Origin of the sequence: Pseudomonas zeae (genome assembly GCF_014268485.2) — a bacterium.
Classification (GTDB): Bacteria; Pseudomonadota; Gammaproteobacteria; order Pseudomonadales; family Pseudomonadaceae; genus Aquipseudomonas; species Aquipseudomonas neuropathica.
Map to the genome: position 1 here is coordinate 6,184,767 of NZ_CP077090.1, position 14,311 is coordinate 6,199,077.

Annotated in this window: 12 protein-coding genes; 1 reads left to right on the forward strand and 11 read right to left on the reverse strand. The window is 60.2% G+C overall.

The genetic code is table 11. The features are described 5' to 3' along the window. Positions 1 to 91: 91 nt before the first annotated feature. The 3 genes from trpC to HU754_RS27340 are packed head-to-tail and all read right to left on the reverse strand — an operon-like array spanning position 92 to position 2,577. A complete protein-coding gene (gene trpC / locus HU754_RS27330) occupies positions 92 to 928 on the reverse strand; it encodes an indole-3-glycerol phosphate synthase TrpC (protein WP_186619855.1) in 837 nt (278 codons plus the stop codon). After that, complete coding sequence (gene trpD, locus HU754_RS27335; RefSeq protein ID WP_095050325.1) at positions 925 to 1,974, reverse strand: anthranilate phosphoribosyltransferase; 1,050 nt, start codon at positions 1,972 to 1,974, stop codon at positions 925 to 927. The genes trpC and trpD overlap by 4 nt, the downstream gene beginning before the upstream one ends. A 9-nt stretch (positions 1,975 to 1,983) precedes the next feature. Continuing rightward, on the reverse strand, positions 1,984 to 2,577 hold the full coding sequence (locus tag HU754_RS27340; protein WP_186619856.1) for an aminodeoxychorismate/anthranilate synthase component II: 594 nt from the start codon (positions 2,575 to 2,577) through the stop codon (positions 1,984 to 1,986). A 408-nt stretch (positions 2,578 to 2,985) separates the two neighbouring features. Between HU754_RS27340 and estP the strand changes: the two genes are divergently transcribed. Then, positions 2,986 to 4,893, forward strand: coding sequence for an esterase EstP (estP, locus tag HU754_RS27345; RefSeq protein ID WP_186619858.1), 1,908 nt, complete (start codon positions 2,986 to 2,988; stop codon positions 4,891 to 4,893). A gap of 173 nt (positions 4,894 to 5,066) precedes the next feature. On the opposite strand, the gene trpE is transcribed toward estP, so the two are convergent. The 8 genes from trpE to HU754_RS27385 form a co-directional block, all read right to left on the reverse strand. After that, complete coding sequence (gene trpE / locus HU754_RS27350; protein ID WP_186619861.1) at positions 5,067 to 6,548, reverse strand: anthranilate synthase component I; 1,482 nt, start codon at positions 6,546 to 6,548, stop codon at positions 5,067 to 5,069. Positions 6,549 to 6,619: 71 nt separating this feature from the next. Beyond that, positions 6,620 to 7,438 (reverse strand): phosphoglycolate phosphatase, encoded by an 819-nt coding sequence (locus HU754_RS27355; RefSeq protein ID WP_186619862.1) that lies wholly within the window; start codon positions 7,436 to 7,438, stop codon positions 6,620 to 6,622. Further along, positions 7,435 to 8,109, reverse strand: coding sequence for a ribulose-phosphate 3-epimerase (gene rpe, locus HU754_RS27360; RefSeq protein WP_007918813.1), 675 nt, complete (start codon positions 8,107 to 8,109; stop codon positions 7,435 to 7,437). The genes HU754_RS27355 and rpe overlap by 4 nt, the downstream gene beginning before the upstream one ends. Positions 8,110 to 8,223: 114 nt before the next feature. Further along, on the reverse strand, positions 8,224 to 9,372 hold the full coding sequence (locus HU754_RS27365) for an iron-containing alcohol dehydrogenase (RefSeq protein ID WP_186619863.1): 1,149 nt from the start codon (positions 9,370 to 9,372) through the stop codon (positions 8,224 to 8,226). A 173-nt stretch (positions 9,373 to 9,545) separates the two neighbouring features. Beyond that, positions 9,546 to 10,370 (reverse strand): ABC transporter permease, encoded by an 825-nt coding sequence (locus HU754_RS27370; RefSeq protein WP_008084123.1) that lies wholly within the window; start codon positions 10,368 to 10,370, stop codon positions 9,546 to 9,548. Positions 10,371 to 10,382: 12 nt separating this feature from the next. Beyond that, positions 10,383 to 11,630, reverse strand: a complete 1,248-nt coding sequence (locus HU754_RS27375) for an ABC transporter permease (RefSeq protein ID WP_116254388.1) — start codon at positions 11,628 to 11,630, stop codon at positions 10,383 to 10,385. A gap of 194 nt (positions 11,631 to 11,824) precedes the next feature. Beyond that, positions 11,825 to 12,868 (reverse strand): ABC transporter substrate-binding protein, encoded by a 1,044-nt coding sequence (locus HU754_RS27380; RefSeq protein ID WP_008085222.1) that lies wholly within the window; start codon positions 12,866 to 12,868, stop codon positions 11,825 to 11,827. A 48-nt stretch (positions 12,869 to 12,916) separates the two neighbouring features. Beyond that, positions 12,917 to 14,041 (reverse strand): ABC transporter ATP-binding protein, encoded by a 1,125-nt coding sequence (locus tag HU754_RS27385; protein WP_016983608.1) that lies wholly within the window; start codon positions 14,039 to 14,041, stop codon positions 12,917 to 12,919. Positions 14,042 to 14,311: the final 270 nt, after the last annotated feature.

Genomic DNA, 14,311 nt, shown 5'->3' on the forward strand with positions numbered 1-14,311 from the left:
TCATCGCGAGCAGGCTCACTCCTACAATTGGAACGCATTCCCCTGTAGGAGTGAGCCTGCTCGCGATGGCGTCGACTCAGTCTGGAGCGAATCAGTCGAGGGTCGAACCGCTGATGGAAATCCCGCGCTCCGGGAAGAACAGGCGCTGCAATTCAGTGCCAGGATTCTCGGCGCGCATGAACGCTTCACCCACCAGGAACGAATACACTTCGCTGATTTCCATCAACTCGACATCGGCACGATTGAGAATACCGCTCTCAGTGATGACCAGACGATCGCGCGGAATGCGCGGCAGCAGGTCGAGGGTGGTTTCCAGGCTGACGTCGAAGGTGTGCAGGTTACGGTTGTTGACCCCGACCAGCGGCGTGTCGAGGGTTTTCAATGCACGTTCCAGCTCATCGCCGTCGTGCACTTCGACCAACACATCGAGACCGACGCCTTTGGCGACAGCGGCCAGCTCGGCCATTTTCACGTCATCCAGTGCGGAGACGATCAGCAGCACACAGTCAGCACCCAGCGCGCGGGCTTCGACGATCTGGTAAGGATCGATCATGAAGTCCTTGCGAATCACCGGCAGTTTGCACGCGGCTCGGGCCTGTTGCAGATAAGCATCGGCGCCCTGGAAGTAATCGATGTCGGTCAGCACGGACAGACAGGTCGCCCCGCCCTTCTCGTAGCTTTTGGCGATGTCGGCCGGAATGAAGTTCTCGCGGATTACACCTTTGCTCGGCGAGGCCTTTTTGATTTCGGCAATGACTGCAGGCTGCTTCTTCTTGGCTTGCGCCAGCAACGCTTGGGCAAAACCACGGGGTGCATCGGCCGCCTTGGCCAGACTTTCCAGCTCACTCAGGCTCACACGGGCGCTACGCTCGGCGACTTCCTGAACCTTGCGGGCCAGAATGTTTTCCAGAACCGTCGGTACACTCATCCCTCATTCTCCACTTTGAATACCGCGGTAAAGGCACCCAGCTCCTCGAGTTTTTCTCGAGCGAGGCCGGTGTGCAGGGCGTCGTGCGCAAGCTCCACACCCTGTTTCAAACTACTCGCCACGTCAGCGGCATACAGCGCCGCACCGGCATTGAGCACAATCATTTCGGCGGCTTTCTGGCCGTTTTCGGTCTTGCGCTTGCCGAGAGCATCACGGATCAGCGCCAGCGACGCCTCCGGGCCTTCGACCGACAGACCGTGCAGGCTCTGGCTCTTCATGCCGAGATCTTCCGGCTCGACCCAATACTCGGTGATTTCGTTGTTCTTCAACTCGGCAACAAAAGTCGGCGCGGCAAGACTGAACTCGTCCAGGCCGTCCTTCGAATGCACCACCAGTACATGCTTGCTGCCCAGGCGCTGCAAGACTTCGGCCAATGGCCGGCACAATGCCTGAGTGAACACGCCCACCACCTGATGTTTCACACCGGCCGGATTCGTAAGCGGGCCGAGCATGTTGAACAGCGTACGCAAGCCAAGATCGCGGCGCGGGCCGGCGGCGTACTTCATCGCTTTGTGGTGGGTCTGGGCAAACATGAAACCGATGCCGACGTTGTCGATGCAACGCGCGACTTGCACCGGCGTCAGGTTCAGATAGATGCCGGCGGCTTCCAGCAAGTCGGCGCTGCCGCTCTTGCCCGATACCGCGCGGTTGCCGTGCTTGGCCACGGTGCAACCGGCTGCCGCTACGACAAACGAAGAGGCGGTGGATACGTTGAAGATGTTCGCGCCGTCACCGCCGGTGCCGACCACATCGACCACGCCGTCGAGGGTCTTCAGTTCTACCTGATCGGCCAGCTCACGCATCACCGACACGGCGCCGACGATTTCGTCGATGCTCTCGCTCTTCATGCGCATGGCCATCATGAACGCGCCGATCTGCGCGTCGGTGCATTGGCCAGTCATGATTTCGCGCATCACGTCGCGCATTTCATCGGTGCTGAGGTCGAGGTGATCGACGATACGGCTCAGGGCTGTCTTGATATTCATGGGAAGTCCTTAGCGCGTGCCGCCGGTTTGTTTGAGGAAGTTGGCAAACAGCTCATGGCCCTGCTCGGTCAGGATCGACTCGGGGTGAAACTGTACGCCCTCAATGTTCAGGGTCTTGTGACGCAGGCCCATGATTTCGTCGACGCTGCCGTCATCGTGTTGCGTCCATGCGGTCAGCTCCAGGCAATCGGGCAACGTCGCATGCTTGACGATCAGCGAGTGGTAACGGGTGACGGTCAGCGGATGGTTCAGGCCAGCGAAAACGCCCTTGTCCTCGTGGAATACCGGACTAGTCTTACCGTGCATCACCTGCCGCGCACGCACTACGTCGCCGCCAAAGGCCTGACCGATGGACTGGTGACCGAGGCAGACGCCGAGGATCGGCAGCTTGCCGGCAAAGTGCTTGATCGCTTCGATGGAGATGCCGGCTTCGGTTGGCGTGCACGGGCCGGGGGAAACCACGATGCGCTCAGGCTTGAGTGCTTCGATTTCGGCGATGGTCAGCTCGTCGTTGCGCACCACTTTGACTTCGGCACCCAGCTCGCCGAGGTATTGCACAACGTTGTAAGTAAAGGAGTCGTAGTTGTCGATCATCAGCAACATGGCGTGTCGAACCTCTTGAATTCTGATTTGAAAACAGCCTTCAGATCACTTGCCCGCAGGGCGCTGCACGATGTCGGACGCAGAAAGATGCGTCGGCACAGCGGCATTTCAAACAGGCAAGGAAGGCAAAGCGATACAGATCCGGCGGGGCCGGCAGAAAAGATTCAGGCGCGCCAACGCCAGCGGGCGTGTGCCTTGATGACTTGATCCAGAAGTTTGCTGGTGATCAACACGGGGAAGGTCTCGTTCATACGTTCCGGCACAGTAACTTAGCTGGGCGGAGCGTGCAATATGGCCGGGGCTGCGGCAGATAAAACCGGGGGAGGATTCGCGACCGATGGCAAAACGCCGGGAGTTTTTGGTACTGTCGTTTCGTTCACCCACAATAATAAATAAACGGACTTGCTCATGATCAAACAGACGTTGTTTGTACCGCTGGCTGGCTGCCTGCTTGCACTGGCTTGTGCTCAGGCCAATGCTGCACCCAATCCCTATTCGAATTTCATAGTTTTCGGCGACAGTCTGAATGACGCCGGAACCTTCACCGACACTGGCGGACCGGCCGGCTCCACCGAGCGTTACACCAACCGGACCGGGCCGGTGTATCAGGATGGCAGCGGTGAACTGTATTCATTGAATTCCACGCAGTTGCTCGGCGGACGCCTTGGCTTTTCGCCAGACCAGACAGCCTCCTCCAGCTCCGCCGTGCGCGCCGAAAACGGCCAGCCGGACGGTAACAACTGGGCGGTCGGCGGTTATCGCACCGACCAGATCCTCGACTCGATCACCACGCAATCCGCTACTGGCGAACGCACCCGCGCCGGTTACCTGCCATCGAACGGCTTCCGCGCCGACCCGAATGCGCTGTATTACATTTCCGGCGGCGGTAACGACTTCCTGCAAGGTCGCATTCTCAGCCTGCCGCAAGCCAACGCCGCCGCCGATCGACTGGCCGACAGCGTGCAGACCCTGCAAACCGCCGGCGCCAAGTACGTGATGGTCTGGCTGTTGCCTGACGTTGGCCTGACCCCGGCCATCAACGGTACACCGCTGCAAGCCTTCAGCAGCCAGCTCGCCACGCAGTTCAACAGCCAGTTGGTCACTCGCCTGCAAGGCATCAACGCTGAAATCATTCCGCTGAACATTCCGGTCCTGTTGTCGGAAGTGTTTGCCGATCCAGGACGTTTTGGCCTCGCAACCGATCAGAACCTCACTGCGACCTGCTTCAGTGGCAATAGCTGCACCGAAAACGCCCGTTACGGCATCAACAGCGCGACACCCGATCCGAGCAAGCTGATCTACAACGACGGCGTGCACCCGACCGAGGCCGGGCAAAAGCTGATCTCCGATTACGCCTATTCCCTGCTCGCCGCGCCGTGGGAGCTGACGCTGCTACCGGAAATGGCCCACGCCACCGTGCGTGCGCATCAGGATGAGCTGCGCAATCAATGGCAGGCGGACTGGGAGAACTGGCAAGCGGTAGGTCAATGGCGCGCCATTGTTTCGGCAGGCGGCCAACATCTTGATGTCGACAGCCAAAGCAGCGGCGCCAGCGCCGATGGCAGCGGTTACAACCTCAACGTCGGCGGCAGCTACCGCTTGAATGAAGCTTGGCGCGTCGGTGTGGCAGGCGGTTTCTACCGGCAGAATCTGGAGGCTGGGCATAACGACTCCGACTACAAACTCAACAGCTACATGGCCACGGCATTTGCCCAATATCAGCAAAATCGCTGGTGGGCTGACGCAGCGTTGACCGGCGGCAAGCTCGACTACGACAACCTCAAGCGCAAATTTGATCTGGGCGTCAGCGAAGGTGCAGAAAAAGGCGACACCGACGGTAGCCTCTGGGCCTTCAGCGCCCGCGTCGGTTACGACATTGCCCAGCCGGGCAGCGAGTGGCATCTGTCGCCATTCGTCAGCGCCGACTACGCCAGCGTCGATGTCGACGGCTACTCAGAGAAAAGCAACCGCGCCACGGCGCTGACCTTCGATGATCAGACTCGTGACTCGAAACGCCTGGGGCTGGGCTTGCAGGGCAAGTACAACATCACCCCGCAAACCCAAGTATTCGGCGAGTACGCTCACGAGCGTGAGTACGAAGACGACGTGCAGAAGGTCAACATCGCACTCAACACCTTGCCGGCCAACGACTTCAAACTTGAGGGCTACACGCCGCAGAGTCATTTGAACCGTTTGAGCCTGGGCGTCAGCCACAAACTCACGGCGGATCTGGCGCTGCGCGGCGGCTACTCGCTGCGCAAGGATGATGACTTTACCCTGCAGGGTGTGAATGTCGGGGTTGTGCTCGACTTCTAAATCCCACGCATAAAAAAGCGGCGCCTTCACAGGCGCCGCTTTTTTATGGCTGAACACAGATCAAAATGTAGGAGTGAGCCTGCTCGCGATTACGGTGGTTCAGACAACATATCCGTTGAATGTTAATCCGCTATCGCGAGCAGGCTCACTCCTACAGGGGGTTTTGCGTGAGTTCAGGCTTCCGGGGTTTGCTCGGCCAGGGCCACGGCGCGGAACATCGCGCGGCGCTTGTTCAGAGTTTCTTCCCATTCCAGTGCCGGCACCGAGTCGGCAACGATGCCGCCACCGGCCTGCACGTGCAGCTCGCCGTTTTTTATCACCGCCGTGCGAATCGCAATCGCGGTGTCCATGTTGCCGTTCCAGGCGAAGTAACCCACCGCGCCGCCATACACTCCACGCTTGACCGGCTCCAGTTCGTCGATGATTTCCATCGCGCGAATCTTCGGCGCGCCCGACAAGGTGCCCGCCGGCAGAATCGCTCGCAGCGCGTCCATTGCTGTCAGCCCGGCTTTCAACTGGCCGGTGACGTTGGAGACGATGTGCATCACGTTGGAATAGCGCTCGATGACCATTTTCTCGGTGAGCTTCACCGAGCCGATTTCCGAAACGCGGCCGGTGTCGTTGCGACCGAGATCGATCAGCATCAAGTGCTCGGCGATCTCTTTGTCATCCGACAGCAGATCTTCTTCCAGCGCCACGTCCGCCTCTTCGGTCGCGCCACGAGGGCGAGTACCGGCAATCGGGCGCACGGTGATCAGGTTGTCTTCGACCCGCACCAGCACTTCCGGCGAACTGCCAACGACGTGGAAGTCGCCGAAGTTGAAAAAGTACATGTACGGCGTCGGGTTGAAGCAACGCAAAGCGCGGTACAGATCGATCGGCGCAGCCTTGAAGTCGATCGACATGCGCTGCGACGGCACGACCTGCATGCAGTCGCCGGCAAGGATGTATTCCTTGATGGTGTCGACGGCTTTTTCGTAATCGTTCTGGGTGAAACTGGAGCGGAACACCGGATCAGCCGCTTGCTGCTTGCTGAAGTCCAGACCCCGACGCGGGGTGATCGGCTGGCGCAGTTGCTCCAGCAGTTCCTGCAAACGTGCCTGACCTTGTTCGAAGGCATCGGCCTCGGAAGGATCGGCGAGCACGATCGCGTGCATCTTGCCGGCGAGGTTGTCGAACACCACGACGGCGTCGGAGACCATCAGCAGAATATCCGGCACGCCCAGTGGATCGGGGTTCGGGCACTTGCCCAAGCGCTTCTCGACATAACGCACGCAGTCGTAACCGAAGTAACCGACCAGACCACCATTGAAACGTGGCAGACCGGCGATGGTCGGCACGTTGTAGCGCGCTTTGAAGGTTTCGACGAAGTCCAGCGGGTCTTCAATGTCGTGGCTTTCGGTCTCGATGCCATCAACTGTGATGCTGACGTGATGGTCGTGAACGCGCATGACCGTGCGGCACGGCAGGCCGATGATCGAGTAACGGCCCCATTTCTCGCCGCCCTGCACCGATTCGAGCAGGTAGGAGTTGGGCTGGTCAGCCAGTTTCAGGTAGATCGACAGCGGTGTGTCGAAGTCGGCCAGGGTTTCGCAGGCCAACGGAATGCGGTTGTAGCCGTCAGCGGCCAAGCGCAGGAATTCTTCGCGGATCATAAGGTGCCTCGTGGTGTGAGGGGCAATTCAGTCAGGTATGCAAACGCGCCGGCAGGCCGGCCAGGAACAAGTCAGGCGCGCCAACGCCAGCGGGCCAGGGCCTTGATGACTTTCATCCAGAGTTTGCGAGTGACCACCACGATGGCGTTTCCAGAACGGGATTGAGCAGCGTCGGGCAACGTTATCTCAGCGGCCGAACCGAGGCAACCGGGAATTAACTTGCGCAGATCGTCGATCACCAGCGCCGGGGATTCCTCGGCGATCGGCCTGCCGTGGTTGTAGCCATAACTCAGCGCCACGCATTTGACCCCCGCCGCTTTCGCCGCCAGCACGTCGCTGCGCGAGTCGCCGACGAACAACGATTGCGAGGCCGGGATGTTGGCCATTTTCATCACGAAAAACAGCGCGGCCGGATCAGGCTTTTTCTGCGGCAGGGTATCGCCACCGATGATCCACTTGAAGTAGCGACCGATCTTCATCTGATCCAGCAGCGGCGCGACGAAGCGCTCCGGTTTGTTGGTAATCAGCGCCATGGCCACGCCTTGCTTGTGCAGCCACTTGAGGGTGTCGCGCACGCCGGGATAGACCACGGTCAGCTCATGGCTGGCGCCGTAGGCGTCCATGAATACTTCCAGCGCGTGCTCGGCTTCGACGTCATCCACCGCCGAATGATCGATACCACCGGCCAACGCACGGCGCACCAGTACTGGCGCGCCGTTGCCCACCCACTCGCGCACCGAATCGATGCCCGCCGGTTGCCGGCCGAGAGAGAGCAGCATGGTGTCCACCGCGGCTGCCAGGTCCGGAACCGAGTCGATCAGTGTGCCATCCAGATCGAACATCACCAGCCGTGGCAGTTTCCCCGGGAACAGCTGCTCAAACCCGCTCATGGGCGAGCCAGCGCCAGTTCGGAACGCATCTTGTCGATGACTTCCTGATAGTTCGGCGCATTGAAGATTGCCGAGCCGGCAACAAAGGTGTCAGCGCCAGCAGCGGCGATTTCGCGGATGTTGTTGACGTTGACGCCGCCATCGATTTCCAGGCGGATGTCACGGCCCGAGGCATCGATGATCGCCCGCGCTTCGCGCAGTTTATCGAGGGTGCCAGGAATGAATTTCTGCCCGCCGAAGCCCGGGTTGACGCTCATCAGCAAGACCATGTCGACCTTGTCGATCACATACTTGAGCACGTCCAGCGGGGTCGCCGGGTTGAACACCAGACCGGATTTGCAGCCACCTTCACGGATCAGCTGCAGCGAGCGATCGACGTGCAGCGTGGCTTCCGGGTGGAAGGTGATGTAGGTGGCGCCGGCTTCGATGAAGTCGCCGACAATGCGATCCACCGGGCTGACCATCAGGTGCGCGTCGATCGGCGCGGTAACGCCGTACTTGCGCAATGCCGCGCAGACCATCGGACCGATGGTCAGGTTTGGCACGTAGTGGTTGTCCATGACGTCAAAGTGGACGAAGTCGGCGCCAGCGGCGAGAACGTTGTCTACTTCCTCGCCCAGGCGGGCGAAGTCGGCGGAGAGAATCGACGGAGCAATTACGAAGGGCTGCATGACGCACCTTTTCTGAGCTAAATCACGATGGCGCGCATTGTATACCTCAAGTTTCCAAGCGCGCACCGTGACCGCGATGATTGGGTTATGCCATGACGGATGACCGGCGCTGACTCAATACGCCGCGCGGTAGATCTTCTCGATATCGACAGCACTGAGTTTGCGCGGGTTATTGCGCATCAGCCGCTCAATGCCCGCGGCTTCCACGGCCATCGCCGGGATCGCCTCTTCCGGCACGCCGAAACTACGCAGCCCGGCCGGGATTTCCACGGCCGCGCACAAGTCGGTCATGGCCTGCACGGCTTTGTCCGCTGCTTCGGCTGCACTGAGTTGAGCGGTCTTCACCCCCATGGCTTCGGCAATATCCTGCATGCGTTCAACGCAAGCCATCTTGTTCCAGGTCATGACATACGGCAGCAGCAACGCATTGCTCACGCCATGAGCGATGTTGAAGCGCCCGCCCAGCGGATACGCCAGCGCATGCACCGCGCCGACCCCGGCGTTGCCGAACGCCATGCCGGCCATCAGGCTGGCGGTGGCCATGTCTTCGCGGGCCTGCAGGTTGGCGCCGTTGGCATAGGCCTTGGGCAGCGCTTTGGCGATCAGCTTGATGGCGCCGATGGCCAGCGAATCGGTGATCGGCGAGGCATTCACCGACAGATAGGATTCGATCGCGTGCACCAGCGCGTCGATGCCACTGGCGGCGGTGACACTGCGTGGGCAAGTCAGGGTCATTTGCGGGCTGACCAGCGCTACGTCCGGTAATAGAAAGTCGCTGACGATGCCTTTCTTCAACTGCGCGACTTTGTCCGAGAGGATCGCAACATTGGTCACTTCAGAGCCAGTGCCGGCGGTGGTCGGGATGGCGATCAGCGGCGGGCCTTTGCGTGGCACCTGATCGACGCCGAACAGATCTTCCAGCGCGCCGTGGTAACCGGCGTAGGCGGCGACGCTTTTGGCGATGTCGATGGCACTGCCGCCACCGAGGCCGATCAAGCCGTCATGCCCGCCCTCGCGGTAAACGCGCATGCAGTCTTCGACGATGGCGATTTCCGGATCGGGCAGCACGCGGTCGAAAATCTCGTAGTCGCGCCCACCGAGTTGCACCAGCGCCAGCTCGACGGTGCCGGATTTGACCAGCGCGGCGTCGGTGACGATCAGTGGATTGTCGATGTCCAGGCGCGTGAGTTCGGCGGCCAGTTGTTCGATGGCGGCGGCGCCGGTGATCAGTTTGTGAGCGATTTTGAACTGGGACAGACTCATCGTGCGCAGCCTCTTATAGATGTGGGAGCTGGGCACAAGATTAGCTGGGGATTTGGGGTTGTCTGCTATTCAGGTGGTGAATGGTTGATCGGTTAGAAGATCAAGAGCCCCTCACCCTAGCCCCCCCCTGGGGGAGAGGGCTGGGGTGAGGGGGTAAGCTTTTGATCTGACCCTTAAACCTGAGCCGTACGCAGTTTTTCGCTACGCCCGCGCAGCCATTCCAGGGTCAGCAGCAAAATGACGGAGAAGGCGATCAGCAACGTGGCAGCAGCGGCAATCGTCGGACTCAGGTTCTCGCGAATCCCGCTGAACATCTGCCGTGGCAACGTCGCCTGCTCAGGCCCGGCAAGAAACAACGTCACCACCACCTCATCAAACGAAGTCGCAAACGCAAACAGCGCCCCCGAAATCACCCCCGGCGCAATCAGCGGCAAGGTCACCCGACGGAACGCCGTCAGTGGCGATGCACCGAGACTCGCCGCCGCCCGCACCAGGTTGTGGTTAAACCCCTGCAATGTTGCCGACACGGTGATGATCACAAACGGCACACCCAACACCGCATGCACGACGATCAGCGAGAAGAAGCTGTTGCCCAAACCCAACGGCGCGAAGAACAGATAACTCGCCACACCGATGATCACCACCGGCACCACCATCGGCGAAATCACCAGCGCCATCACCAGCGCTTTGCCGGGGAAGTCACCGCGAGTCAGACCAATCGCCGCCAGCGTACCGAATATCATCGCCAGCACCGTCGCCGCTGGGGCAACAATGATGCTGTTCTTCAGTGCCCGCATCCATTCCGCCGAGGCGAAGAAGTCGTGGTACCACTGCAGCGAGAAACCCTGCAGCGGATAGACCAGAAAACTCCCCGAGTTGAATGACAGCGGAATAATCACCAGCACCGGCAGAATCAGGAACAACAGAATCAGGCCGCAGAGGATCCGCAGGCTGTAGAACCACACCCGTTCAATGGGCGACATGTAAGGACTCAGCATTTCGAATTCCCCTTAGCTCAGGCGCAGGCGACTGGCGCCGACCAGCCAGCTGTAAATCAGATAAAGCACCACGGTCGCCAGCAGCAACAGCCCGCCCAGCGCGGTGGCCATGCCCCAGTTGATGCTGGTGTTGGTGTAGAAAGCGACGAAGTAGCTGACCATTTGATCGTTCGGGCTGCCGAGCAGCGCCGGGGTGATGTAGTAGCCGATAGCGAGGATGAACACCAACAGGCAACCGGCGCCAACACCGGCGTAGGTCTGCGGGAAGTACACCCGCCAGAAACTGGCGAACGGGTGGCAGCCGAGGGAAATCGCCGCGCGCATGTAGGTCGGCGAGATGCCTTTCATAACGCTGTAGATCGGCAGGATCATGAACGGCAGCAGAATGTGCACCATCGAGATGTACACGCCGGTGCGGTTGAACACCAGTTCCAGCGGTTTATCGATGATGCCCATGGCCATCAGCCCACTGTTGATCAGACCGCCCGATTGCAGCAGTACGATCCACGCGGCGACGCGCACCAGGATCGATGTCCAGAACGGCAGCAGCACGAGGATCATCAGTAGGTTGCTTTGCCGCGACGGCAGATTGGCCAGCAGGTACGCCAGCGGATAAGCCAGCAGCAGGCAGATCACGGTGATGACCAGGCCCATCCAGAAGGTGCGGGCGAAGATGTCGAGGTAGATCGCCTGATCCGGGGTGGCCGGGGCGATTTCGCCGAGGTCGTCGATACGGTGATCGACCGCTGCCAGCAAGTAGTAAGGCGTGATACTGCTGGTGTTGCGTTTGACCGCTTGCCAGTAGGCCGGGTCGCCCCAACGTTCGTCGAGACCTTCCAGTGCATCTTTATAGGAGGCCGGTTCGCTGGCAAACGGCAGCGCCCGGGCGGTTTTGGTCAACAGGCTGCGATAGCCGGCCAACTCCATGTTCAAGCGCTTGGACAGATCGCCCAGCGTCTGGTTTTTGCGCGCTTCGGCAAGGTCTTCGCCGGCAGCTTTGTAGACCGGTTCAGCGGGCAGGCCACGGCCGTCCCAACTGGCGATGGCCGCCACGGTGCGCGGCATGCCGCCGACCACTTCGGGGTTGCCGACGCTTTTGTAGAGCAGCGCCACGATCGGCACCAGAAACACCAGCAACAGAAACAGCACCAGCGGCGCAATCAGCGCTTGAGCCTTCCAGCGGTTGACCCGCTCGGCGCGCTTGAGCTTCTGCTTCAAGGTGGGGCTGGTGCCCTCGTTCAGGGGAACGGCGATGGCCATGACGTACTCCGCAAATCTTTGATCGTTACAGAGGTGGTGAACCACCGCTGTTGTGTTGAAACACAGCTACCTGTGGGAGCGAGCCTGCTTGCGAAGAGGCCAGCACATTCAACATCTATGCTGGCTGATCTACCGCTTTCGCGAGCAGGCTCGCTCCCACAGGGGTGGGCAAGCCCACCATCACCAGGTTGAAGTTACTTCGCAGCCCAGGAGTTGAAACGCTGCTCGAGTTGCTCGCCGTTGTCAGCCCAGAAGCTGACGTCGATCTGCACCTGGTTGGCGATGTTTTCCGGGGTGGTCGGCATGTCTTTCAGAACATCCTTGGCCAGCAGCGGTACGGCTTGGGTATTGGCCGGGCCGTAGGCGATGTTTTCCGAGTAGGTCTTCTGCTGCTGCGGCTGCACCGAGTAGGCGATGAATTTCTTCGCCGCTTCGGCGCGTTTGGCGTCCAGACCTTTCGGGATGGCCCAGGCGTCGAAGTCGTAGATGCCGCCGTTCCACACCACTTTCAGGTTGGATTCTTTCTGCACGGCCGCGATGCGACCGTTGTAGGCCGAGCTCATCACTACGTCACCGGAAGCGAGATATTGCGGCGGTTGCGCGCCGGCTTCCCACCACTGAATGCTTGGCTTCAGCTCATCAAGCTTCTTGAACGCACGATCCTGGCCACCCTTGCTCGCCAGCTCTTTGTAGACGTCTTTCGGCGCCACACCGTCGGCCATCAGCGCGAATTCGAGGGTGTACTTGGCGCCTTTGCGCAGGCCACGCTTGCCCGGGAATTTCTTGGTGTCCCAGAAATCGGCCCAACTGGTCGGCGCGGTTTTCAGCTTGTCGGCGTTGTAAGCGAGTACGGTCGACCACACGAAGAAGCCCACGCCGCACGGCTGAATCGCGCCTTTGACGTAGTCTTCAGTCTTGCCGAACAGTGCCGGGTCGAGTTGTTCGAACATGTCTTCGTCGCAGCCACGGGACAGCTCTGGCGATTCAACTTCCACCAGATCCCACGACACGCTCTTGGTGTCGACCATGGCTTTGACCTTGGCCATTTCGCCGTTGTATTCGCCGGCGACGATCTTGCCGTTGCCCGCTGCTTCCCACGGTGCATAGAAGGCTTTGACTTGCGCCGCCTTGTTCGCCCCGCCAAACGACACCACGGTCAAATCCGGGCCGGCGGCCATCGCGCTGGCCGCACCCATCAGGCCCAGGGTCAGGGCGGTGAACTTCAGGGATCTCAACATTTATTGTTCTCTCCACGTGCAGGGTTGGTGTTGGTATTGCCGGGGCGATCAGTTCGCCTCTAAAAGCGGATCAAGCGCGCGTACGTGCTCGACCTGCCAGCCAAGCGGTACCACGTCACCGACGGCGAGCGCAGGATCGAGCTCGGCAATCGGTTGTTTCACGAAGAAGTCGGTCTTGCCGCAGACTTCCAGGCGCACCCGGACGTGGTCGCCCAGATAGATGAATTCCGCCACCCTCCCTGAGAAGCGGTTAACGCATTGATCGCTCGAACCGTTGAGGCTGACGCGCTCCGGACGGATCGACAGGGTCACCGGTTCGCCGGTCTGGCCGACGTTGACCGCCAGCGCCTCGACCTTTTCGCCACGGCCCAACTCGACCACACAACGCTCACCGGTCTGGCTGAGCAGGCGGCCGTTGAGGCGGTTGTTCTCGCCGATGAAGTTGGCGACGAAGGTGTTTTTTGGCTCTTCGTAAAGGGTGCGGGGCGGGGCGATCTGCTGGATTTCGCCTTGATGGAATACCGCCACGCGGTCGGACATGGTCAGCGCTTCACCCTGATCGTGGGTCACATAGACCACGGTCACACCGAGGCGCTGGTGCAGGTGTTTGATTTCCATCTGCATGTGTTCACGCAGTTGCTTGTCGAGGGCGCCAAGAGGCTCGTCCATCAGCACCAGTTGCGGTTCGAACACCAGCGCACGGGCCAATGCCACACGTTGTTGCTGACCGCCGGACAGTTGCGCCGGATAACGCGAGGCGAACGCGTCGAGCTGAACCATGCTGAGGACTTTTTTCACGCGGTCGCTGACGTCGCTTTTGTTCAGGCCACGGACGGTCAGTGGAAACGCGAGGTTTTCCGCCACGGTCATGTGCGGGAACAGCGCGTAGTTCTGGAACACCATGCCGATGTCGCGCTTGTGCGGCGGCACGTTGTTGATCGAGCGCCCGGCCAGCAGAATTTCGCCGGCGGTCGGTGTTTCGAAACCGGCGAGCATCATCAGGCTAGTGGTCTTGCCGGAACCGGATGGCCCTAGCAGGGTGAGAAATTCGCCTTTGCGGATGTCCAGGTTGAGGTCTTTGACGATCAGGTTCTCGCCGTCGTAGCTCTTCTGCACTCCACGAAAGCTGACCAGCACATCACTGGCCCCTGCGTTTGTATCGACCTGGCTCATACCCACACCTTTGTTGTTGATGACTGCTTGTGGATTAAGCCTAGTGGTTGCTGACAGGCACGCAAATCGGGGCGCAGGAGAGAATCGCCTCAGCCGGATGGAAGGTTGGGGGTAGGGATTGCCCTACAAGGATGGCGCTAACGGATAAGGCAGTGACAAGCGACAAGCTGCGAGCCACAAGCAATGGCAAAAACGCGTGTCGCTTAGGGATATGCGCACAATCCGGATCCAAAGCAGATCCCCTGTGGGAGCGAGCCTGCTCGCGAAAGC